Source organism: Thermus sp. NMX2.A1 (assembly GCF_000511705.1).
Taxonomy (GTDB): Bacteria; Deinococcota; Deinococci; order Deinococcales; family Thermaceae; genus Thermus; species Thermus scotoductus.
The window spans coordinates 1-20,869 of sequence record NZ_ATNI01000025.1 but is presented as its reverse complement, the minus strand read 5'-3'; the positions used below and the strand labels follow the sequence as shown (position 1 = coordinate 20,869).

The window sequence follows — 20,869 nt, the reverse complement described above, 5'->3', positions numbered from 1 at the left end:
TGGAGGGGCCGGGCGTTTTTTTCCCTACCATGGGCCTCCCCGGGAGGTTAAGTACCCCGCCCTGGTGGGGGCCCCCGGAAGGCTTCCCCGCAACCTTGGCCAGGGCATCCTGTGTTACGAAACCCAGGTGCGGGCGCTTAGCCCAAGCCCCGGGCGGCCTCACCCCTCCTCGGGAAGCCTTCTCCCCAGGAGGAGGGCCAGGGCGTAAAGCCCCGCGGCCAGGAGGAAGAGGGCGGGAAAGCACAGGCGGTCCACCAGGTATCCCCCGAGAACCGGGGAGAAGGCGAAAACCCCTGCCACGGTGTTGGCCAGGCCGATGAAAGCGCTCCGCTCCCCGGGCGGGGCCAGGTTCAGGAGGTAGGTGGTGGTGGAAAGGCCCAAGGCGGCCAGGTAGGCCCCCTGGAGGAGGAAGACCAAACCGAAGAGGTGCCGGGGTAGGAGAAGGGCCAGAAGGGGAGTGAGGAGGGCCAGGAAAGCCCCGGCCTGGAGCACCCCCTTGGAGCCCCGCTCCGCCAGCCTGGCCCAAAGCAGGTTGGAAAGGGTGAAGGAAAGGGCGTAAAGGGAGAGGTAAAGGCCCAGCTCCTGTCCCTGTCCCAGGGTGCGCACCGCATACACCGCATAAAAGGGCTCGGCCATCCCCGCAAGGCCCAGGAGAACCCGCACCCGGAGGTAGCGGCGGAAGCCTTGGTGCTGGAGGGGCAGGCGCAGGGAGATCCTTTCCTCCTTGGGGGGTTCTTCCGGCTCCCGGGTGAGGCCGAAAAGGTACCAGCCCATGCCAAAGGCCAAGGCTCCCAGGGCGAAGAGGAGGGCGTAGGGAAGGGGAAAGGGAAGGGGAAGGGCAAGGATTCCCCGGACCCCGAAGCCCGCCAGGAAGGCCAGAAGCCCTCCGATGAGGTTCCGGGCGGAGAAGAGGTGGGCCCGGCGCTCCACGGGCGTGGTCTTGGCCACCACCTCCCAGAAGGGGAGGCTACTGACCCCGGTGAAGAGGGCATTCAGGAGAAGGCCCGCGAGGAAGCCCGCAAGGAGGAGGTGGGGCCAGGGACCCAGGAAGAAGGTGGCCAGGGCCATGAGGATCACCCCGGAAAGCCTTAGGGCCGCCACCTTCCGGTAGAGCACGATCTTCCGGGGAAGCCTCGCCACCCAGGGGGCCAGGAAGGCCTGGGGGATCATACCTCCAGCCTGCAGCAAGGCGGGGAGGAGGCCGATTAAGGCTCCCGGGGCCCCCAGCTTGGCGGCGAAGCTGGTGAGGACGATGTTGGGGTTCAAGAAGGTATCCCCCAGCCACACCAGCCAGCCGTTGAGCACCGCCAGGCGGTAGTTGCGCTCCCGAAGGTCTAAGATGGTGAGGATGCTGCTTCTTCCTTCCCTTGGGCCCTTCCACATCCTGCATCCACGCTACAACGCCGCCACGGTGCTGGCCCTTTTGGAAAAGGCCGGTGCCCTCGTCCTCTACCTGGCCTCCCACTCGGAGGAAAGCCTGCGGGAAGGGCTTTGGCGGGAGGAGGACCCCCTTCTCTTTCACCTGCTTCCCTGGGCGGAGGCGAGGGGCATCCCTGTGGTGGCCCTGGACGAGGAGGCGCACCTTAAGGAGGAAGCCGAGGCCTTCCGCCAAGCCCTAGCCCAGCATCCCTTGGGTAAGCCCCATCTGGAGAGGATGCACGCCTTTGACCAGGAGCTTTTGCAGCTCCTCAAGACCCCCCTTACCCCGGAGGTCCTGGGCTCCCAGGCCTTCCTGGACCATCTGGGCCAAATCTACGAGGGGTACGCCCAGACCTTCGGGGAAGGTCCGGCCACGGGATTCCGGGCCCGCCGCATGGAAAGGGTGGCGGAGGCTTTGAGGGGCCGGGAAGGGGTAGTGGTGGCGGAGCTTCTGGACTACCTCCTTCTGGCCAAGAGCTTTCCCGAGGCCTTGCCCAAGGCCCATGAGCCCACGGAGAAGGAACGCCAGAGGGCCCTTTTGGACCGGGCCTGGCAGCTTAGGGAGGAGGACGACTGGGCGGGGCTCTTGGAGGAGCTCTTCCAAATAGGGGATCCCGAGGCCCTGTACCTGGCGGCCCAGATCTACCTGGCGGCCGGGGAGTGGCAGGAGGCCTTAAGCCTCATGGAGGAGGTGTTCCGCATGGACTTCCAGCACCCCGGCTACCTGCCGGGCTACGTGCTGGCCCGCTTTGGCCAGCTATTGGACCTGGCGGGGGAGCGGGAAAGGGCTCTGAGGGCCTACCGGGGGGTCCTGGCCCTCTCCTGGGCTCCGGAGGAGGCTAGGGCCATTGCCCTGGCTGGGTTGAGGGCACCTTTCCGGCTCCTTTCTTGAGGTTGGGGCGGGAGGCGAATCGGGGCATTTGTCCCGAGGAGGGTTGCCTACAATGAAAACATGGAGGTGGAGATTCGCCGTGCCCGCCACGCCGCATACCTCCGCCTGGCCGCGGCCCACGCGGGGCCCCTGGGGCCTGCCCTTTTAGGGCATCCCGAGCTGGCTCCCCTGTACTCCAAGGCCTATGCGGCCTGTGGGGGTGCGGAGGGGCTTCCCTGTGCTGGGGTGGGGGGGGAGCCCAGGGTGTGCGTGGTGCGGCGGCTGGAGCATCTGGCCTACAGCGCCCTGCGGGGGGGCAAGCGCCGGCGGGAGCAGGAGAAGGCCATGGTGGAAGGGCTTCTGGTGTGCATGGGCCACCTGACCCGGGAGTTTCCCCCCGAGTTTACCCCGGTCCTCGAGGCCACCCGCAAGGCCCTGGAAAAGGACCTGGAGTATCTTCGCAAGGAGCTTTCCGAAAGGGAAACGAGCCGGGTTTCCTGAGGTGGGAAACCCGCCAAGATCAAAATGAAGAAGGCGCCCTTTGGCCCCTGGCGCTTTAAATCACGTGGTACATCCTACCCAGGATCAGCATCAGGGCCACGGTGCTGGCGGCCAGGACGATGAGCATCAACATAAAGAGGATAAAGCGCAGGTCAAAGGTTTCCCCCTCGGTGGTGAGCACGCGGGGGTTCAGGATCAGGTAGAAGAGCAGGGTAACCAGGGCCGCTCCCAAGGCAAACAGCGCGATGTACACCATATTCTCCCTCCTGTTACCAGAGGCTGAGAAGCGCCTCCAGGCTTGCCCGTAAGTTTACCAAACCCACCCCGTAGGTGGGAATCCCCAAGGCCAAGCCCACGCTTCCCCAATAGGGCCCTGGGCTTATGGGTAGCCCAAGGGGTAGAGGAGGGCTTTCCCAGGGCCCGTAGGCCCGCACCTCCTGGTAGGTGAGGCCCGTGGGCGCCTCCACCCGCAGGACCAGAGGTTCCTCCTCGGCTTCCAGGGGTTGCCAGCCCCTTGGGGTTTCCTTGGCTCCCGGGAAGCTTTGGCCAAGCCCCTCCCCGGGAAAGGCTAAGAGGAGGCGGTCTGGGCGGGTTTTTTCCAGGAGGTGGGCCAGGGGTGCCCGGGTGGGGCCGGAAAGGGGAAGGCCCTCTAGGGTGGGAGAGAGGGGCGAGGGATCCAGGGCCAGAAGGATCCGTCCCCGAAAAGAGAGGCCGTTTAGGGCCTGGAGCACGGCCAAGGCCTCCTCGTAGGGGGCGTGGAGGAGGTAGGTCCTTCCTCCTCGGCCGCCTTCCAGGTAGCAGTAAAGGGTGCCGAATTCGTCCAGTCCTGCCCGGAGGTGTTCCGAGAGGACCTCGAGGTCTGCGGAAAGCTGTTCCAGCAAGGAGGAAGCCATGTTCTCATGGTATCCTAAACCCCGTGCGCTACCTGGTCCTCTCCGACATCCACGGCAACTGGCCGGCCTTGCAGGCGGTCCTCGAGGCGGCCCCTTCTTTTGATGGGGTGCTCTTCCTGGGGGATGCGGTGGGCTACTATCCGGATGGGGACCGGGTGCTGGACTGGCTCATGGAGGTGGAGGCCCAGTGCGTCTTGGGCAACCACGATGCCTGGCTTCTGGCCCTGGACCGGTTGCCCCAAGAAGGGGTGGTCCTGGAGATCCTGGCCTGGCAACGGGAGCGGTTGTCCTCCAGGCACCTGGATTTCCTCTCCTCCTGGCCCTGGCAAAAGGAGGTGGAGGGGGCGCTTCTGGTCCACGGCAGCCCCTGCGATCCCATGGAGTACCTGGATGCGCTGGAACTGGCCCGCCAGGCCTTCGCCTGTACGGACCACCGCCTCACCTTCCACGGGCACACCCATCTGGCCGGGGCCTTTCTGGAGCTTTCCGGACCCCGCCCCTGGGTGCGCTACCAGCGCCTGGCGGAAGGGGGTGAGCTGATCCTTCCCTCTACGGTGCGGGCCCTGGTCAACCCAGGTTCGGTGGGCCAGCCCCGCGACCACGTGCCGGGGGCGGCCTTTGCCCTGTGGGAGGGGGACGGGATCACCTTTTTCCGGGTGGGGTACAACCTGGACCAGGTGGCCCAGCGCCTGGCGGAGGAGGGGTTTCCCGCGTGGCTCTACACCCGCCTGACCCTTGGGGAATAATCGGCCATGAGGCCGTCCTGGAGCTCCTGCCCCGGCTTGGCGCCTCCACCCTGCTCTTTTCGGGGCCGGAAGGGGTGGGGAGGCGCCTGGTGGCCCGCTGGTACGCCTGGGGGCTGAACCGGGGGTTTCCTCCCCCCGCCTTGGGGGAGCATCCCGACCTTCTGGAGATAGGTCCCCCGGAGCGGGGTTTGAAGGGGCGGGTGGAGATCCGCCTCGAGGAAGTGGAACCCCTTTTCGACTGGTTCGCCACCCACCCCCGGGAGCGGGTCAAGGTGGCCATCCTGGATGCCGCCCACCTCCTCACCGAGGCGGCGGCCAACGCCCTTTTGAAGCTTCTGGAGGAACCTCCCTCCTACGGGCGCATCGTCCTCATCGCCCCAAGCCGCGCCACCCTGCTTCCCACTTTGGCCAGCCGGGCCCTGGAGGTGGCCTTTGCCCCGGTGCCTGAGGAGCGGCTTTACCCCTTGACCCAGGACCCGGAGCTTCTGGCTTACGCCGGCGGGGCTCCAGGCCGGCTCTTAAGGGCTCTGGCCGACCCCACTGCCTTTCGCGCCCGCATGGAGAAGGCCAGGGAGGTGGGTGGCGCCTCCTCCTGGCGGCGGTTTGCCCTCCTGAAGGAGCTCTTCGCGGACGAGGAAGGGATTTTCGCCCTTTATGTCGCCTTCCGCCACCGTCCGCAGGCGCTTCTGGCCCTCGAGGCCGCCTGGGAGGCTCTGGAGCGGTATGTGAGCCCGGACCTGGTCCTGGCCCGATTGGCCTTAGACTTGGAAACATGACCGTGGGCGTTCGCCTGCACGCCGATCTGCGCAAAGCCCGCACCCCTGTCCTGCGCTACTTCCGTTTCCAAGGGGATCCCCCACCCCTGGAGGCGTATGTGGTGGTGCGCACCAGCCGGGGCCTGGAGGTGGGCAAAGTGCGCACCCCGCCCCGCAAGGAGAAGGAGGCCGGGGAGGTGGTGCGCCTGGCCACCAAGGAGGATCTGGACCTGGCCTCGAGGCTCCGGGCCAGGGCGGAGGAGGCGGCCTTTTACCTGCGGGCCCGCCTTCAGGAAGAGGGAGTGAGGGCCAAGGTCCTGGGGTGCGACTTCACCCTGGATGGCCGCCACCTCACCGTGCACTACGCCGCGGAGGAGCGGGTGAACCTCAGGCGTTTTACCCGGGAACTTGCCGAGCGCTTCGGGGCCCGGGTGGAGTTTTTGGCCGAAGGACCCAGGGAGGAAGCCGCCTACTTGGGGACCCTGGGGGCCTGCGGGATGGAAAGTTGCTGCTCCACCTGGCTTCAGGGCTTTGCCCAGGTATCCATTAAGCTGGCCCGCGACCAGGGGCTTCCCCTGAACCCCGAGAAGATCTCGGGTCCTTGCGGCCGGCTCCTTTGCTGCCTGGCTTACGAGCATCCCGTGTACCAGGAGCTTTTGGCGGAGCTTCCCCGCAAAAACGCCCGGGTCTGCACCAAGGAGGGGGTGTGCGGCAAGGTGCAGAAGGTGAACCCCTTGAAGGGGACGGTGGAACTCCTCCTGGAGGAGGGGAAGGCGGTGGAGGTGTCCAAGGAGGAACTGGCTTAGGATGAGCGGGGCCCAGGTTTTCGCCCGAAAGGTGCGCCGCCTGGTGCTGAACCGCCAGGGCACCGAGGCCCAGATCTTCCTTCTCACCCCTGGGGGGGAGGGTTTCCTCTACCTGCGCTCGGATGGCTTCGCCCACTTTGCCCAGGGTCTAGGGGCGGAGGAGGTGGTGGGCTTCGCCTTGGGAAAGGGGCGAGTGGAGCTCCGCTTCCAAGACGGCAGCGCCCTCACCCTCCGCTACCGCCTGGGGCGGTGGGTCAAGGTCCTTCACTTCTCGTAGGGCCTTCCCACCGCCGCCGGGGGTCGGCTCTTGCCCATGAAGCCCGCCAGCACCAGAACGGTGACCACATAGGGGAAGGCCTGCACCAAGACCGCGGGCAGGATCTCCGTGCCCTGAAGCTGGATGGCTAAGGCGCTGGCGAAGCCGAAGAGCAAGGTGGCGAAGAGGATGCCCAAGGGGTGCCACTTGCCGAAGATCAAAGCCGCCAGGGAGATGAACCCCATCCCCGCGGACATGCCCCGCACGAACTGGTTGAGGAAGCCGATGGCCAGGTAGGCCCCGGCGAGACCCGCCAAAACTCCGGAGAGCACCACCCCGATGTAGCGCATGCGGTACACGTTGATCCCTAGGGTGTCGGCGGCTTCGGGATGCTCGCCCACGGCCCTGAGGCGCAGGCCGAAGGGGGTCTTGAAGAGGACCCACCAGGTCAGGGGGACCAGGAGGAAGGCCAGGTAGACCAAGGGGGATAGGGCAAAACCCTCGGGGCCCCAAAGGGGCAGGCGGTTGGCCACCTCCTTGGAGCTGGTGGCGTTGCCGTAGAAGTAGGTGAGCACCAGGCTGGGGGCTCCCAGGGCCAGGAGGTTGATGGCGGTGGCGCTGATGATCTGGTCGGCCCGGTATTTGATGGAGACCACCGCATGCACCAGGGCCACCAGCCCTCCCACCAGCATGGCGCTTAGGACCCCAAGCCAGGGAAGCCAGGGATGGGGGCCGGGGCCTAAGGTGTGTTCCACCCTTTCCACCACCACCGCGGCGGTGAGGGCTCCGAAGAGGATGATGCCCTCGAGGGCGATGTTCACCACCCCGCTCCTTTCGGAGAACATCCCCCCCAAGGCGGTGAGCAAAAGGGGCGTGGTCTGGCGCAGGGTGGAAAAGAAGAGGGCGATCCAAAAGGCAGCGTCCAGGTTCATGGGGTCTCCTCCCTTTCCTCTCGCTTTCGGCTTTCTTCCCTAAGCTCCACCTCGGCTGCTCGCAGGGGGTCGGTGAAGTAGCGGGGCAAAAAGCCCCCTGCGGCGATGAAGAGCACGATCAAGGCCTGAAGCACCGCCACCAGTTCCCGGCTGATGCCCAGTTGCAGGTTCACCTGCAACCCCCCGGTGAGGAGGATGCCGAAAAGCCAGGCGGCGAGGCCCACCCCCAAGGGGGTGTTCTGGCCCATCAGGGCCACGGCGATGCCGTCAAAGCCCACGGAATAGGGAAGGGATTGCTTCAGGCGGTACTCGTCAATCCCCCCGCCCAGCACGTAGTGGGTGGCGGCCAAGCCCGCCAAGGCCCCCGCCAGGAACATGATGAGGACCATCTTCCGCCCGGCCAGCACCCCTCCGTACTCCGCCGCCTTGGGGGCCAGGCCCATGGCCCTAAGCTCGTACCCTCCCACGGTGCGGAAGACGTAGAAGTGGAAGAAGAGAAGGGCCAAAAGGGCCAAAAGGAAGGCCCCGTTGAGCCGCACCGAGGTGAGGTCGGGGCCGAAGTTCACCGCAGGTCCCGGTAGAAGGCCGCCCACCGCGTAGCCCGCCACTCCTCCGAGGAGGCCCATGAGCACCCGGTGGCCCAGGCTCTTCCGGGTGAGGAAGTAGCCCAATAGGCCCAGAAGGAGGGCGAAGGGCAAGGCCCAGGATAGCTCTCCCCCCGGGGCCAAAAGCTCGGTCCAATGGGGGATGCGGGCCTCGGGACGGATCTCGTGGCTACGGGCCTCGTACCCTGGGTATTTGAAGGGCAGGTACAGGGTGCGGCCGAAGAACTTGTACTCGTTGGCGGAGATGAGGAAAAGGAACAGACTTGCGGCGATGTAGTTCAGCATGATGGTGTTGATCACCTCGTGGGCCCCGAAGCGGGCCTTAAGCCAGCCGGGCAGGGCACCCCAAAGCCCTCCGGCTAAAGCGGCGGCCAGGATGGCGAGGGGCAGAACCAGCCACCTGGGTCCCGGCAGGTACACCCCCACCAGCATGGCGGCGATGGCCCCCAGGATGAGCTGCCCTGGGGCCCCGATGTTGAAAAGCCCTCCGCGGAAGCCTAAGGCCACGGCCAAGCCGGTGAAGATCAGGGGAGTAGCCAGGAGGAGGCTTTGCAGGAAGCCCGAGGGGTTGACCAAGGGGCTATAGAGGAGCTGATAGGTGTAGGTGATGAGGTCCAGCTTCAGCATCCAGGCTTCCCTTAGGGTCTGGGCTTCCCCCGGTGCCCTCTTCATCACCGCCACGATGACGCCGCCCAACAAGGAGGCCAGGAGGAGGGAGAAAAGGGGCACCACCACCCCCCGGCGGCGCACCAGAAAGGCCATCCCCCCAGGGGAGAAAAGCCGGGCCAGGAGGAGGAGGTAGAGGCTATAGGCCAAGGTGGCGTAGCTGCCAAGCCCCAGGGTGTACCGCCTGAGGATGGGTCTTTCTGCGCCGGCGTTCACCTGGGCCACGCTGGCTTGAAAGAGAAGGTAGGTGAGGAGGAAGAGGCCTAGGCCCAGGATCCCCATGAGGTAAAGCTTCCGGGCGGGCTTAGGAGTCCAGGCCAGGACCAGGGCGAGGGCCAGCCAGGCCAAGGAGGGATAGAAGACCCAAGAGAGCCAGCCATCCCGGTAACCCGGGGGCAGGGTTCCTTGGGGCAGGTGGTGGCCGAAGGGGCTTAGAAGCACGCCTTCGCCGCCAAAAAGGCGATGGGGTACCGCCCAGGGCGCCAGGTACCAGAGGAGGAGGAGAACCCCTCCCCCCAAGGCCACCAGGATTCCCAGGCGCTTACGGTCCTTCCACACGCCCACGATTGTACCCTAGCCCCGTAGGTCTACGGCCCCAGGCGGTGCTAGACTTCTTTCGTGGAGATTTCTCCCCGGGAAAAGGCCGAGCGGGTGCGGCGCATGTTTGCGGAGATCGCTCCCCGCTACGACCTTTTGAACCGGCTTCTTTCCTTTGGCGCCGATCTTCGCTGGCGCAGGCGGGCGGTGGCCCTGGCTTTGGAAAAAAATCCCGGGCGCATCTTGGACCTGGCCACGGGCACGGGAGACCTGGCCCTTATGTTGAAGAGGAAGGCGCCCACGGCCCAGGTGGTGGGGGCCGACTTCGCCCTGCCCATGCTGGAGATCGCCCGCAGGAAAGCCCGGGCGCAGGGCCTTGCGGTGGAGTTTCTGGAAGCCGATGCCCTGTCCCTGCCTTTTCCCCAAGGGAGCTTTGAGGCCATCACCATCGCCTTCGGTTTCCGCAACTTCGCCGACTACCGTAAGGCTCTTTTCGAGCTCCGCCGGGTCCTGGCCCCGGGGGGACGGCTGGTCATCCTGGAGTTTCCCCCGCCTCCCAGGGGGGTCTTTGGCCTGGTTTATCGGGTTTACTTCCAGAGGCTCCTTCCCTTCCTGGGGGGGGTGGTCTCGGGTAGCTTCGGGGCCTACCGTTACCTGCCGGAAAGCGTGGAGGCCTTTCCCCCGCCGGAAGCCTTAAAGGGCATGATGGAGGAAGCGGGCTTCAAGGTGCGCTACGAACTCCTTACCTTCGGGGTGGCGGCCATCCACATTGGGGACCTCGAGGCCGGGTCAGCCCGATAGGGCTACCTTGCGGCTTCCTCCAACCCCTCGTCTGTGGGGATACGGCCAACTTTCAGGTTTTCCACCAGGTAGCGGGCCATGCGCCCGAGGGCGTCCCGCACCCTGCGCCACTCCTCCAGGGGCTTTCCCGAGGGGTCGGGGAAGGAAACGTGGCGCTTTTCCGTCTTTGCGGGGTAGGCGGGGCAGGCTTCCTTGGCGGCATCGCACACGGTGAGAACCAGGTGGAAGTTCCAGGGATCGGGGAGCTCAAAAAGGGTTTTGGAGAAGTGCCCCGTGAGGTCAATCCCCACTTCGGCCATCACCCGCTTGGCCTCCTCCTTAACGAAGGTCTTCTCGGTGCCGGCGGAGTGGACCTCGAGGTCCACTCCCATTTCCCTGGCCCAGTGCCGGAGCCAGCCCTCCGCCATCTGGCTGCGGGCGGAGTTGTGGGTGCAAAGAACCAAAAGGCGCATCCTATAAACCTAACCTTCCCCAGGTCAGGGGAAGGTCAGGAAGGCGCCCAGCTGGGCTAGGCAAGCCTCCTCTCCAGCTCCTCCACCTTCTCGGCCAGAACCGCAAACCCCTTTCGCCAGAAGGCGGGGTTTTCCAGGTCAAAGCCGTAGCGGGCCGCCAGCTCCTTGGCCCGGTACATGCCCGAGGTGGCCAGAAGCTCCTCGTAGCGCCCGGCGAAGCCCGGGTCCTCCTTGGCCTCCTGGTACACGGCCAAGCCGAAGAGGAGGCCGAAGGTGTAGGGGTAGTTGTAGTAGTCGGAGCCGTAGTAATGCCCCTTCACCGCCCACATGTAGGGATGGTGGGTGGCGAGGACCTCCCCGTAGGCCTCCTTCTGGGCCTTCAGCATGAGCTCCTTGAACTCCCTGGGGGAAAGCTCCCGGGCCTTCCTTCCCTCAAAGACCCAGGACTCAAAGAGGAAGCGGCTGTAGATGTCCACCACCACCTGGGCGGCTCCTTGCAGGTAGGCGTCCAGGATCAGAAGCCCCTCTTCCGGGGAGACTTCCTTAAGGGCCGCCTCCACCACCAGGGTTTCGTTCATGATGCTGGCGGTCTCCGCCAGGGTCATGGGCACCTCCCGCAGGCTGGCGGGCACCCGGGCCAGGGCGAAGTTGTGGTAGGCGTGGCCCAGCTCGTGGGCCAGGGTGGAAACCGACTCAAAGCTTTCCTCGTAGTTGGCCAGGATGAGGCTTTTGCCCCCGCCCCTTCCCATGCAGTAAGCCCCGCCGATCTTGCCCTTGCGGGGCAGGAGGTCCATCCAGCGCTCTTGGAATGCGGTTTCCGCCACTTTAGCGGCGTTCGGGACCAGGGTGGCGAGCTTTTCCCGGATGAAGTCCCGGGCCTCCTCCAGGCTCCAGCGCCGGCCCTTTCCGATGGGGGCAAAGAGGTCCCACCAGTCCAGCCTTTCCTTGCCCAGAGCCTTGGCCTTCAGAAGGTAGTAGCGGTGGAAGAGGGGAAGGCTTTCCCGCACCGCTTCCAGGAGGGCCATGAGGGCCTTCCGGGTGATGCGGTTTCGGTGCAGGCTGGGCTCGAGGTCATCCCGGTAGCCCCGCCTGCGGTTCAGGACCGAGGCTTCCCCCTTGACCCCGTTTAGGGCGTAGGCCAGGGGCACCTCGTGGCCTTCCCAGGCTTTGAGCTCCGCCTGGTAGGCCTTCTTGCGCACCTCCTCCTCGGGGCGGAAGTAGAGGTTCCGCACCTGGGTGATGGGCAACTCCTCCCCGTCCACCACCGCGGTGATCTGGCTGGTGAGGTTCTCGTGGAGCTTGGACCAGGCCTGGCGCCCGGAGAGGGATAGCTCCGCCGCCAGGACCTCCTCCCCTTCGGGCATCATGTGCAGGGCTTCCTCCCGGGCCTCCTCCACCAGGATGCGGTAAGGACCTGCCTCCTCCGGGTCCTGTAGGGCCAGGTAGCGGGTGAGGCGGGGCCTTAGGCGGGCGAAGTCCAGGAAGAGCACCTCCAGCTCGGAGAGCTTGGCCAAGGCGGCCTCGTCGGTGGTGTCGGCGGTGAAGCGGGCGTAGAGGTAGGCCCAAAGGGGAGTGGATTCCTCCAAAAGGGCGTCCAGGGAGGCCAGGACCTCCTTTAGAGGGGCTTGTTGGTCCACCTGCTCCTTGAGCTGGCCAATCCGCTTCCTCACGCCTTCCCAGGCTGCCTGGAACTCGGGGCTTTCCAGGCCCGGGAAAAGGGGGGTTAGATCCCACGTGGTTTCCATGGCCCCACTATACCTGACCCGCGGGTCAGCCCTGGTATACTCTGGCTTCGTGGAGGGTTTTCCCGTATCCGTACCCATACAGGTGCGCTTCCGCGACCTGGATGCCCTGGGGCATGTGAACAACGCGGTCTACCTCACCTACTTTGAGGTGGCCCGCGCCGCCTACTTCCAGAGATTGGAAAGGGACTGGGTGGAGAAGGGGCATTTCATCCTGGCCCGGGCGGAGGTGGATTTCCTGAAGCCCATCCTCCTCGAGGATCCCGTGGAGGTGGGGGTGCGGGTGGTGCGCATCGGGCGGAGTAGCTTTGACATGGAGTACCTCCTCCTGGCCAGGGGGGAGGAGGCCGCCCGGGGCAAGACGGTTCAGGTTTGGCTGGAAGGAGGCAGGCCTGCTCCTTTGCCCCCGGTCATCCGAGGGCGCATAGAGGCCCTGGAAGGCCGCTCCTTCTAGCCCTTCAGCACTACCACCGTGACCCCATGCCCGCCCTCGTGGGGAGGGGCGTCGGCGAAGGTTTCCACCCGTTTGTCCCGCCTTAGGGCCTCGCGGATGGCCTGCCTTAGGGCTCCGGTACCCTTGCCGTGAAGGAGGCGCAGGGTGGGGAGGCCCAAGGCGCGGGCCTCCTCCAGGGCGGAGTCCACCTCCAGGAGGGCTTCCTCCACGGTAAGCCCCCTGAGGTCCACCTCCTTCACCTCCCTTCGCGGTTTTAGGCCGATGGCCTTTGGGGTTTCCTGGGCCTTAAGGGGGGTGAGCTCCTTGGCCTTCACCGTCATCTTCACCGGGCCCACCTGGACCAGGGCTTCCTCTCCCCTTAGCTCCAAAAGCCTTCCCTGACGCCTCAGGGAGGGGATCTCCACCATCTGTCCCGCCTCGAGGCCCCTAGGCACCTCCAAGGCCCCCTTGGGCGTGGCCCTGGCATACCTTTCCCTCAGGGCCAAAAGCTCCCGCAGGGCGTCCTTTTTCCCTTGGGTTTTGGCCTTTTCCTTGAGGGATTTGAGCTCCGCCTCCACCTTGAGGAGTTTCTGGCGGATCTCCTCCTCCAGGGCCTTGAGCCTTTCCTGCCGCTCCTCCTCAAAACGGGCTTCCCGCTCCTCCAGCCGCTTCCTTAAGGCTTCCACCTGGGCCATCTGGGAGAGGAGTTGGCTTCTTTCCTCCTCCAGGCGTAACCTTTCCGCCTCCAGCTTCTCCAGGAGGGCTTCCAGCCTTCCCCCTTGGGGCAGAAGGCTTTCCGCCCGCTTCAGCACTGCCTCGGGCAGGGAAAGCCTCCTGGCGATGGCCAGGGCGTAGCTCCGCCCAGGCACCCCCAGGACCAGCTCGTAGGTGGGGCGCAGGCCCTCCAGGTCAAAGCGCATGGAGGCGTTTTGGATGCCCGTTCGCCCCTGGGCGAAGGCCTTCAGGGGGGAGAGGTGGGTGGTGACCAGGCCCTTGACCCCTTTTTCCAGGAGGGCTTCCAGGATGGCCTGGGAAAGGGCAGCTCCCTCCTCGGGGTCGGTGCCGCTACCCAGCTCGTCGATGAGGACCAGGCTTTGGGCCGTGGCGCTTTCCAGCATCTCCTTGAGCCTTCTTAAGTGCCCGGCGAAGGTGGAGAGGTTTTCCTGAAGGGATTGCTCATCGCCGATGTCGGCGAAGACCCTGTCGGGCCAGGCCAAGGTGGCCTTCTTGGCCGCCACGAAAAGCCCCGACTGGGCCATGAGCACCGCAAGGCCCAGGGTTTTTAGGAGGGCCGTCTTTCCCCCCATGTTGGGGCCGGAGATGAGGATGAGGCGCCTTTCCCTGTCCAGGGCCAGGGAGTTGGGGACGGGATTGGGGATGAGGGGGTGGAAGGCTTGGAAAAGCTCGTAGGCTTCCCCGAAGCGGGGCCGGCTAAGCCCGAAATCCCGGGCCAGGGCCGCCTGGGCCTGGACGAGGTCCAGAAGGCTCAGGGCCTTAAGGGTGCCGGGCAGTTCCTCATCGGCCGCCAGGGCTTCGGAAAGCTCCCGTAGGATGCGGTTTACCTCCTCCTCCTCCTGAAGGCGCAGGGCCTGGAGGCGGTTGTTCAGCCTCACCACGGAAAGGGGCTCTAGGAAAAGGGTGGCCCCGGATTCGGACTCATCCAGGAGAAGGCCGGGGATCCTTTGGGCCATCCCCGCGCGCACGGGGATGCAGTAGCGCTCGCGGCGCAGGGTGACGAACCGGTCCTGGATCGCCTCGGGGTGGCGGTCCATGAGGGCGTAGAGTTTGTCCAGGATCTGTTGGCGCAGGGGCTTGAGTTCCCGGCGGATGGCGAAAAGCTTGGAGCTTGCCTCATCCCGCACGGCTCCTTCCTCGTCCAGGGCTTTCCTGACCTTGGCGAGGAAGGCCCCGTGGTCCCCGATGCCCGCCGCCACCTGGCTCAGGAGGTTTTGTAGGGGAAGAAGCTCCTCCTTGAGGGCTATGGCCTCCTCCAGGGCCTGAGCTGCTCTTAGGAGCTCGAGGCCCGAAAGCCTGGCCCCGCCTTGGGCTTTTTGGTAGGCTTCCTCGAGGGCCCCCGCCTCGGGAAGGGTGTAGGGATAGGCTAAGGCCTCCTGGGTTAGCTGGTGGCGCCTTTCCGCCTCCTCCTGGGAGAGGGGGGCAAGGGCCAAGGCCAGCCTGCGCCCCAAGGGGGTCTTGGCCCTTTCCGCAAGGAGGGCGCGGACCTTGGGGAACTCCAGGACCTCGAGGACATCCCGCACAAAAGCCCAGTATAGCTCTTGGGCTCTAACGCTTCAGGAGGCGGAGCAGGACGGCAAGGGCAAGCTGTCCCCCAGGGCCTAAAGCCTTCCTCAAGAGCAACCCTACCCGTCCAAGCCGCCCCCAAGGCAGGAGGGAGAGCAAGGTGGTAAGAGAGGCAAGGATGGCCTGTTTTTGTTCCTGGGGGAGGCTATTCCAACGGGCATAGGCTTCTTGAACCAGTGCGATGACCCGCCTATGGAAGCCAGGGTCCTTGGGGTTTTCCCCCTTTAGCGCTTCCATCTGGGCCAATAGCTCTTCTGAGGAAACCCTTCCCCCAGCCTGGGCTTGAAGGGGGGCTGCATCCTGGATGCCTTCCCCTGGCTTGGCGTCGGTGCTCCCAACCCGCCTCACCTTTCTATTGAAACTTTTGAGCCGCATCTGGCTTGCATTATACGGGTTGGAATAACAGGAAGGAGGTTTCCACCTCCCCTGCCACTTCCTTCTCGGCGATGAGGTCTATTCCAGGGGGAAGGGTGAGCCTTGCCCCTTCCGGGGCGAAGAAGGCCCAGACCTCCTGGCCCTGGTACCGCCTTCTGAAGGCCAACACTCCTTTGCCAGTCTCTAAGGGAAGAAGCCCTCCCAGGCGCAGGGCAGGGTGGGTGCGCTTAAGCTTTACCAGCCTGCGGATAAGGGTCAAGACCTCGAGGTTCCATGCGCTTTCGTTCCAGGGGAAGGGAGCCCGGCAGTAGGGATCCCCTTGCCACTTTGCGTAGGGGTTGGGTTGGGAAAGGCCCACCTCGTCCCCGTAATAGATGGCGGGGCTTCCCGGGAAGGCGAAGAGGAGGGCATAGGCCAGCTTGAACCGTTCCACATCCCCCTTAAGCCGCCAAAGGGCGCGGGGGATGTCGTGGGAGGAGAGGAGGGTGTACATGCTGTGCCGAAGCTGCACGGGCAGGGCCTGGTGGTGGTCCCAAAGCACCTGCCAAGCTTCCCGGGCATCCAGGTGGACGGGCCTTCCGTGCACATCCCTTCCGGAAAGCCACTCCATCACGGGGTGGGCGAAGCCCGCATAGTGCATGGCCCCGTCCAGGGTATGGGCCCTTAGGGTGGGGGTGGCGTCGTAGGAAAGTTCCCCGAAGACCACGGCCTCGGGCCTTTCCTCCTTAGCGGCCCGGGCCAAGGCGCGAAGCCAGCGGGCGTTCTTGCGGTTGGTCCCCCCTTCCCCGATGGAGTGGGCCACATCCAGCCGGAAGCCGTGGGCCAGGCGCATCCAGTAGCGGATGGGAGCCTTTTTACCGTGGACGAAGCGCTCCTGGGTGAGGGGGGAGGCATAGTCCAGCTTGGGCATGGACTTTACCCCCCAGAAGGCGGCGTAGGAGCCATCGGGGTAAAAGGTGAACATGCTCCGTTCCGGGCTTTCCAGGTCCTTTAGGGCCCTTTGAAACCAAGGGTGGGTGGCCCCCACATGGTTGAAGACGCCATCCAGCACCAGGCGCATGCCCCTCTTTTCCAAAGCCTGGAAGAGGGCTTCCAGGGCCTCTTCTCCTCCCAGGTGGGGGTCCACCCGCAGGTAGTCTTCCGTGTCGTAGCGGTGGCTGCTTGGGCTTTGGAAGATGGGGGTTAGGTAGAGGGTTTCCACCCCCAAGGCCTCCAGGTAGGGGAGGGCTTCCAGGATCCCCCAGAGATCCCCCCCGTAGAACTCCCAAGCCCCTTCTGGCCCAGGGGGTTCGTCCCAGGCCTTCTTGCGGATGGGCCTGCCCATGAGAAGCCATTCCCCATCCTTGGGGGCAAGCTCCTTTCGCCCCTGGCGGAAGCGGTCGGGGAAGATCTGGTAATAGACGGTGCCCAGGGCCCACCAGGGGGGAAGGGATCCCGCCAGGAGGTGGAAGAAACGGTCGTAGCGGGGAAGGGTTTTTTCCAGGCCGTGGCTACCCAAGAAGCCTTCGGGCAGGAGGAAGCAGTAGCGAAAGGGGCTTGCGTGCACGGAAACCCGCACCCTTAGGCCCCCCTTGGCCGGTTCCATGGGTTTTTTGTAGATCTCCCCGTCCTTTTCGTAAAGGAGGAGCCCTTCCTTGGCCTCGGTTTCCAGGTGGAGGGTCACCTCCTCCCCCAGCTCGGGCAGAGGGGGATGGATGTGCTCGAGGTCGTGGTAGTGGGCCATAAGGCTACTCCTTCACCGCTCCTGCGGTGTACCCGGAAACGAAGTACTGCTGGAAGCCGTAGAAGAGGAAGAGGATGGGCAGGGAACCGAGGACGCTGGCGGCGGCGAAGATCCCCCACTTGGTCTGGAACTGGCCGGTGGTGAAGCTCCGAAGCCCCACACCCACGTTCCAGCTTTCCACCCCCGTGAGGACCAGGTTGGCCAGGACGAACTCCGAGTAGGTGCCCACGAACTGGAGAAGGAAGATGAAGACGAACATGGGGGCGGAAAGAGGGAGGAGGATCCTGGTGAAGACCTGCCACTTGGTGGCCCCGTCCACCATGGCCGCCTCCTCGAGGCTCGGGCTGATGCTTTCCAGGTACCCCTTGTACACCCAGGTGCCGAAGCTGATGATCCCCCCGGAGTAGGCCAGCACGAGCCCGGTGAAGGTGTTCAAGAGGTCCAGCCGGGAAAGGAGGTAGTAGATGGCCACCAGGGCCAGAAATCCGGGAAACATCTGCACGAAGATGAAGAAGAGGAGCACGGGGTAGCGGCCGGGCAGGTGGCGGAAGCGGGCGAAGGCGTAGCCCGCGGTGGCGGTGAGCAACACGGCGAGGAGTCCCGTGAGCCCGGAGATGAGGAAGGTGTTGCGCACCCAGAGCAGGAACTTGGCCTCGGTGCCCTGCCCGGTGAACTGCCTGGGGGAAAGGGTGAGGGCCAAGGCGAAGACCGCCAGGGTCAGGAGGAGAAGGAGCCTTCCCTGCCAGAAGTCCATCCAGTCCTCTTGGGTTAAAAGCCGCCTCAGGAGGCCGATGAGGGCCACACCCAGAAGGGCGAGCCCCCCGAGGAGGAGAAGGCCCACCTGGTAAGGGTAAAGCACCACCCCCTCCACCAACTTGGCGTAGTTTTCCAAGGAGGGCTCGGGCACGTAGGGGATGACCTTGGCGTCCAGCAGGAGAAAACCCGTGTCCGGCCTGCGGAAGCTGAAGAGGTTGTTGGTGGGGTCAAAGCTGGCGGCCACCACCTGCACCACGGGGTAGTAGACGAGGAGGATCAGGATCCAGAGGAAGAGGTGGGTCACCCCCTGCCAGAAAAGGGGCCAGGGGCTTCGCTTGCGCCCTTGGATGCGGTTGGCCAAGGCGGTGTGAATCACGCTGTAAAGGAGAAGCAGGAGGACCAGGCTCAAGAGGATGCCCAGGGCATAGGCCCAGCCGTAGGGCACGAAGACGCTGCCGAAGGCCACCTGTTTGCGGTAGGAGCCCGCGTCAAAGAGCCGATTTAGGGCAAACCAATAAATCCCGTAAAGGGCAAGGCCCACGAGGAGGAAGGCCAGAAGCCGCCGCACCTACCTCACCTCCCTCAGGGCCCCGGTGATGCGGAAGTTCACCAGGCTGATGGCCACGGTGATGGCAAAGATGAGGAGGCTGATGGCCGCCCCCAGGCCGTAGGCGGACTGCCCCTCGGCGCTGAAGGCGGTTTTGTAGGCCCAGGAGATGAGGATGTCCGTGGCCTGAGCCGTGGCGAGGCGGCCTTCCTGGGCGGGGCCTCCGCCGGTAAGGAGGTAGATGATATAGAAGTTGTTGAAGTTGAAGGCGAAGGAGGAGAGGAGGATGGGCACCATGGGTTTTTCCAGAAGGGGCAGGGTGATGCCCCATAGAGCCTGCCAGGGAGTGGCCCCATCCACCTTGGCGGCCTCGTAGAGCTCGTCGGGGATGGTGGAAAGAGCCCCCAAGGTGGCGGTCATCATGTACGGAAAGCCAAGCCACAGGTTCACTAGGAGGATGGCCACCTTGGCCCAGTCGGGGTCGTTGAGCCAGGGGATGGGGTAGATGCCCAGGACCCCCAGGAGGCGGTTGATGGCCCCGAAGTTGTAGTTGAGGAGGGCCACGAAGACCTGAACGGTGATCACCCCCGGAAGAGCCCAGGAGATGATGAGCACCGTGCGGTAGAAGTTCCTTAGCTTTAAGGCTTTGTTGTTGAGGACAAGGCCCAGTATGAGGCCCAAGAGGGCATTGAGGAGCACGGTGCTTAAGGCGAAGGCCACGTTCCAGGCGAAGACGGGGAAAAGGGCCTTGCTGGCCTGGGAGAGGATGAAGCTGAAGTTTCTAAGGCCCACGAAGCGAAAGGCGTTCACCTTCGCCACAAAGGCGGCCTGAAAGGGCGGGATGCGGTCTAGGACCAGGGTGTTTCCCTCAGCCTCGAGGATCCTGGCCCGCAGGCGGTGCCCCTCGGCATACACCTCCACGGTTTCCCCTGCGCAGGGACGGCAACGAAGGGCTTCCTCCACCGGTTCCTCCAGAAGAAGCCGTGGCCCCTCCTGGGCCACCACCTGGGTTTCCGTGGAGCGGTCGGGAAAGCCGCTTCGGGCCCCCGAGTAGTCGGTGAAGGCCAGGTAAACCGTGAGGGCGATGGGGTAGAGGGTGAAGACCAAAAGAAAGGAGAGGGCGGGGAGAAAGTAGTACCAGTCGGTAAGCCAGGGGAAAAGGCGTCCCACCAGGATGGCCCCCGGCACCAGCACCAGAAGGGCCAGGACCAGGATGGTCCAGCCTGGAGGGGCCAGGTAGGCCTCGAGGGCCAGATATCCCAGGATGCCCACCCCTGTGGACAGGATCAGGAGGCCCAAAAGCAAGGACAGGGCCAGGAGAAAACCCTTAAGGCCAGGAGGGTGTTTCATGGCTTAAAGATACGCCCCCCACGGGGGAAGGAGGTCCCATGGGGGGCCGACATGCCATTGAGTCCTATCAACGGAGACTTGGGGAGGTTTGCCGGGGTCCCTGCCCTGGCGGCAGCCAGGGTGGGGCGGTATTACCTCCCGATGCCCTTCTTGATCTCGGCCACCATGTCCTCCACGATCTTCCTCACGTTGGAGTCAGGCCGCTGGATGGCCAGGTTGATGGCGTTGGCCCACGGACCCCATACCTTGCCCATCTCAGGGATGTTGGGCATGGGGGTGCCCAGGGCGAAGACCTTGGAAAAGCCCGCCACCACCGGATCCTTCTCCAGGGTCTTGGCGGCGCTCTTGGACACGGGGATGCGGCCACCTGCCTGGTTGAAGGAAACCAGGTTCTTGCCGGTGACCAGGGTCTTGGCGAAGTTGACCGCGGCGGTCTTGTTCTTGGAGTAGGCGTTCACCGCCACCCCCTGCACTCCCAGGAAAGGCCCCCAGGGGTTCTTGGCCCCGGGCGGGGTGGGGAAGGGGGCGATGCCGAAGTCAATCTTGGCCTTCTTGTAGTCGCCTAAGGCCCAAGGGCCGTTGAGGATCATGGCCAAGGCCCCGTCCTTGAAAGCTCCATCCGCCACGCCGTAGTCCACCCCTTCGGGCACCAGGTTGTACTTGAAGCGCAGGTCCTTGATGAACCCTAAAGCCTTTTCCCCTACTTCCCCGCCTATCAAGAGCTTGGAGGGGTCCAGGTTGCCCTTGGCGTCCTTGGCGAAGACGTTCTCCGCCCCAAAGGCCCGGAAGAAGCCGAAGTTGAAGTAGGGATCGCCGATGTTATACAGGAAGCCGAAGGTGGAACCGGTGGTGAACTTCTTGGCCAGGGCCAGGAACTCCTCCCAGGTCTTGGGGGGTTCTTTTACGTACTTCTTGTTGTAGATGAGGGCCAGACTCTCGGCGAAGGCGGGAAGGCCCATGAGCTTGCCCCCAAAGGTGAAGGCCTCCACCGCCACGCTTTGCAGATCAGAGAGGTAGCTTTGCGTCACGTATTTGCCCATGGGTTCCAGCACCCCGGCCTGGGCCATCTCCCCCAGCCAGTCGTGGGGGATGGAGACCACCAGGTCCGCCGCCTGCCCCTGGGGTGCCCCCAGGATGAACTTCTGCTTGATGTCCCCGAAGGGAACCTCCACCACCTCCACCTTGGTGCCGGAGGTCTTCTCGTAGGCCTGGGCTTGGGCCTTGAGCCATTCCAGCTCGGGGCCGCCAAAGTGGGTCCACACCGTGATCTTCCCCTGGGCAAGAACCAGGGAGAGGCCGAGGGCCAGTACCGCCAGTGCTCGTCTCATATCCCACCTCCGGGCGCATGGTAGCGTTTCCGCTTTGCTTTTTTTCCTGCGCCCTGCAGGCTTAAGTATACTCC

General features: G+C 64.7%; 21 protein-coding genes. 8 read left to right on the top strand and 13 right to left on the bottom strand.

Features of this window, described 5'->3' with window-relative positions:
- Positions 1-159: 159 nt before the first annotated feature.
- Complete coding sequence (locus TNMX_RS01250) at positions 160-1,383, bottom strand: MFS transporter (RefSeq protein WP_038028665.1); 1,224 nt, start codon at positions 1,381-1,383, stop codon at positions 160-162.
- On the opposite strand from TNMX_RS01250, the gene TNMX_RS01245 reads away from it, so the two are divergent.
- Both TNMX_RS01245 and TNMX_RS01240 read left to right on the top strand, forming a co-directional pair.
- On the top strand, positions 1,349-2,311 hold the full coding sequence (locus TNMX_RS01245; protein WP_038028727.1) for a hypothetical protein: 963 nt from the start codon (positions 1,349-1,351) through the stop codon (positions 2,309-2,311). The genes TNMX_RS01250 and TNMX_RS01245 overlap by 35 nt on opposite strands.
- Before the next feature lie 60 nt (positions 2,312-2,371).
- Positions 2,372-2,791, top strand: coding sequence for a hypothetical protein (locus TNMX_RS01240; protein WP_015718218.1), 420 nt, complete (start codon positions 2,372-2,374; stop codon positions 2,789-2,791).
- A gap of 55 nt (positions 2,792-2,846) precedes the next feature.
- On the opposite strand, the gene TNMX_RS01235 is transcribed toward TNMX_RS01240, so the two are convergent.
- Both TNMX_RS01235 and TNMX_RS01230 read right to left on the bottom strand, forming a co-directional pair.
- Entirely contained in the window at positions 2,847-3,047 is a 201-nt protein-coding gene (locus tag TNMX_RS01235; protein ID WP_015718217.1) for a hypothetical protein, read from the bottom strand.
- A 13-nt stretch (positions 3,048-3,060) separates the two neighbouring features.
- Entirely contained in the window at positions 3,061-3,684 is a 624-nt protein-coding gene (locus TNMX_RS01230) for a hypothetical protein (protein ID WP_015718216.1), read from the bottom strand.
- A 23-nt stretch (positions 3,685-3,707) separates the two neighbouring features.
- Between TNMX_RS01230 and TNMX_RS01225 the strand changes: the two genes are divergently transcribed.
- From TNMX_RS01225 to TNMX_RS01210, 4 genes are read left to right on the top strand one after another with little or no spacing between them, the layout of a single operon-like run.
- Positions 3,708-4,430, top strand: a complete 723-nt coding sequence (locus tag TNMX_RS01225) for a metallophosphoesterase (protein ID WP_015718215.1) — start codon at positions 3,708-3,710, stop codon at positions 4,428-4,430.
- Entirely contained in the window at positions 4,397-5,206 is an 810-nt protein-coding gene (locus tag TNMX_RS01220) for a DNA polymerase III subunit delta' (RefSeq protein ID WP_038028654.1), read from the top strand. Before TNMX_RS01225 ends, TNMX_RS01220 begins: the two co-directional genes overlap by 34 nt.
- Entirely contained in the window at positions 5,203-5,991 is a 789-nt protein-coding gene (locus TNMX_RS01215) for a regulatory iron-sulfur-containing complex subunit RicT (protein WP_038028653.1), read from the top strand. Before TNMX_RS01220 ends, TNMX_RS01215 begins: the two co-directional genes overlap by 4 nt.
- A 1-nt stretch (position 5,992) precedes the next feature.
- The gene (locus tag TNMX_RS01210; protein ID WP_015718212.1) at positions 5,993-6,268 is read left to right on the top strand and encodes a hypothetical protein; all 276 of its coding nucleotides are present in this window, start codon (positions 5,993-5,995) and stop codon (positions 6,266-6,268) included.
- On the opposite strand, the gene TNMX_RS01205 is transcribed toward TNMX_RS01210, so the two are convergent.
- Complete coding sequence (locus tag TNMX_RS01205; protein ID WP_038028652.1) at positions 6,256-7,179, bottom strand: ABC transporter permease; 924 nt, start codon at positions 7,177-7,179, stop codon at positions 6,256-6,258. The two genes, TNMX_RS01210 and TNMX_RS01205, sit on opposite strands and share 13 nt — an antisense overlap.
- Positions 7,176-9,008, bottom strand: coding sequence for an ABC transporter permease (locus TNMX_RS01200; RefSeq protein WP_156919383.1), 1,833 nt, complete (start codon positions 9,006-9,008; stop codon positions 7,176-7,178). The genes TNMX_RS01205 and TNMX_RS01200 overlap by 4 nt, the downstream gene beginning before the upstream one ends.
- A 60-nt stretch (positions 9,009-9,068) precedes the next feature.
- Here TNMX_RS01200 and ubiE point away from each other — a divergent pair, with 60 nt between their 5' ends.
- Positions 9,069-9,788, top strand: a complete 720-nt coding sequence (gene ubiE / locus TNMX_RS01195; protein ID WP_038028649.1) for a bifunctional demethylmenaquinone methyltransferase/2-methoxy-6-polyprenyl-1,4-benzoquinol methylase UbiE — start codon at positions 9,069-9,071, stop codon at positions 9,786-9,788.
- A 2-nt stretch (positions 9,789-9,790) separates the two neighbouring features.
- Here ubiE and TNMX_RS01190 read toward each other — a convergent pair whose 3' ends face one another.
- Positions 9,791-10,240 (bottom strand): arsenate reductase ArsC, encoded by a 450-nt coding sequence (locus TNMX_RS01190; RefSeq protein WP_038028648.1) that lies wholly within the window; start codon positions 10,238-10,240, stop codon positions 9,791-9,793.
- 56 nt (positions 10,241-10,296) lie between these two features.
- Positions 10,297-11,985: a M3 family oligoendopeptidase gene (locus TNMX_RS01185; protein WP_038028645.1), complete on the bottom strand. Its 1,689-nt coding sequence runs from the start codon at positions 11,983-11,985 to the stop codon at positions 10,297-10,299.
- Positions 11,986-12,034: 49 nt separating this feature from the next.
- Here TNMX_RS01185 and TNMX_RS01180 point away from each other — a divergent pair, with 49 nt between their 5' ends.
- A complete protein-coding gene (locus TNMX_RS01180) occupies positions 12,035-12,436 on the top strand; it encodes a thioesterase family protein (protein ID WP_038028725.1) in 402 nt (133 codons plus the stop codon).
- On the opposite strand, the gene TNMX_RS01175 is transcribed toward TNMX_RS01180, so the two are convergent.
- The 6 genes from TNMX_RS01175 to TNMX_RS01150 all read right to left on the bottom strand — a co-directional run bounded on the left by TNMX_RS01175 (position 12,433) and on the right by TNMX_RS01150 (position 20,795).
- Entirely contained in the window at positions 12,433-14,673 is a 2,241-nt protein-coding gene (locus TNMX_RS01175; protein ID WP_038028642.1) for an endonuclease MutS2, read from the bottom strand. The two genes, TNMX_RS01180 and TNMX_RS01175, sit on opposite strands and share 4 nt — an antisense overlap.
- A 25-nt stretch (positions 14,674-14,698) precedes the next feature.
- Positions 14,699-15,091 (bottom strand): hypothetical protein, encoded by a 393-nt coding sequence (locus TNMX_RS13185; RefSeq protein ID WP_253269345.1) that lies wholly within the window; start codon positions 15,089-15,091, stop codon positions 14,699-14,701.
- Between the two features lie 10 nt (positions 15,092-15,101).
- Positions 15,102-16,814, bottom strand: a complete 1,713-nt coding sequence (locus tag TNMX_RS01165; protein WP_038028639.1) for a glycoside hydrolase family 13 protein — start codon at positions 16,812-16,814, stop codon at positions 15,102-15,104.
- A gap of 4 nt (positions 16,815-16,818) precedes the next feature.
- Positions 16,819-18,138, bottom strand: a complete 1,320-nt coding sequence (locus TNMX_RS01160; protein WP_038028636.1) for a sugar ABC transporter permease — start codon at positions 18,136-18,138, stop codon at positions 16,819-16,821.
- Positions 18,139-19,467, bottom strand: coding sequence for an ABC transporter permease subunit (locus TNMX_RS01155; RefSeq protein WP_038028633.1), 1,329 nt, complete (start codon positions 19,465-19,467; stop codon positions 18,139-18,141).
- Between the two features lie 131 nt (positions 19,468-19,598).
- The gene (locus tag TNMX_RS01150) at positions 19,599-20,795 is read right to left on the bottom strand and encodes a maltose ABC transporter substrate-binding protein (RefSeq protein ID WP_038028629.1); all 1,197 of its coding nucleotides are present in this window, start codon (positions 20,793-20,795) and stop codon (positions 19,599-19,601) included.
- Positions 20,796-20,869: the final 74 nt, after the last annotated feature.

Excerpts from the sequence above, each read along its gene's own strand:
- TNMX_RS01245 (WP_038028727.1), top strand. The coding sequence starts at position 1,349 with ATGCTGCTTCTTCCTTCCCTTGGGCCCTTCCACATCCTGCATCCACGC.
- TNMX_RS01250 (WP_038028665.1), bottom strand. The coding sequence starts at position 1,383 with ATGTGGAAGGGCCCAAGGGAAGGAAGAAGCAGCATCCTCACCATCTTA.
- TNMX_RS01240 (WP_015718218.1), top strand. The coding sequence starts at position 2,372 with ATGGAGGTGGAGATTCGCCGTGCCCGCCACGCCGCATACCTCCGCCTG.
- TNMX_RS01235 (WP_015718217.1), bottom strand. The coding sequence starts at position 3,047 with ATGGTGTACATCGCGCTGTTTGCCTTGGGAGCGGCCCTGGTTACCCTG.
- TNMX_RS01230 (WP_015718216.1), bottom strand. The coding sequence starts at position 3,684 with ATGGCTTCCTCCTTGCTGGAACAGCTTTCCGCAGACCTCGAGGTCCTC.
- TNMX_RS01215 (WP_038028653.1), top strand. The coding sequence starts at position 5,203 with ATGACCGTGGGCGTTCGCCTGCACGCCGATCTGCGCAAAGCCCGCACC.
- TNMX_RS01210 (WP_015718212.1), top strand. The coding sequence starts at position 5,993 with ATGAGCGGGGCCCAGGTTTTCGCCCGAAAGGTGCGCCGCCTGGTGCTG.
- TNMX_RS01205 (WP_038028652.1), bottom strand. The coding sequence starts at position 7,179 with ATGAACCTGGACGCTGCCTTTTGGATCGCCCTCTTCTTTTCCACCCTG.
- TNMX_RS01190 (WP_038028648.1), bottom strand. The coding sequence starts at position 10,240 with ATGCGCCTTTTGGTTCTTTGCACCCACAACTCCGCCCGCAGCCAGATG.
- TNMX_RS01185 (WP_038028645.1), bottom strand. The coding sequence starts at position 11,985 with ATGGAAACCACGTGGGATCTAACCCCCCTTTTCCCGGGCCTGGAAAGC.
- TNMX_RS13185 (WP_253269345.1), bottom strand. The coding sequence starts at position 15,091 with ATGCGGCTCAAAAGTTTCAATAGAAAGGTGAGGCGGGTTGGGAGCACC.
- TNMX_RS01165 (WP_038028639.1), bottom strand. The coding sequence starts at position 16,814 with ATGGCCCACTACCACGACCTCGAGCACATCCATCCCCCTCTGCCCGAG.
- TNMX_RS01155 (WP_038028633.1), bottom strand. The coding sequence starts at position 19,467 with ATGAAACACCCTCCTGGCCTTAAGGGTTTTCTCCTGGCCCTGTCCTTG.
- TNMX_RS01150 (WP_038028629.1), bottom strand. The coding sequence starts at position 20,795 with ATGAGACGAGCACTGGCGGTACTGGCCCTCGGCCTCTCCCTGGTTCTT.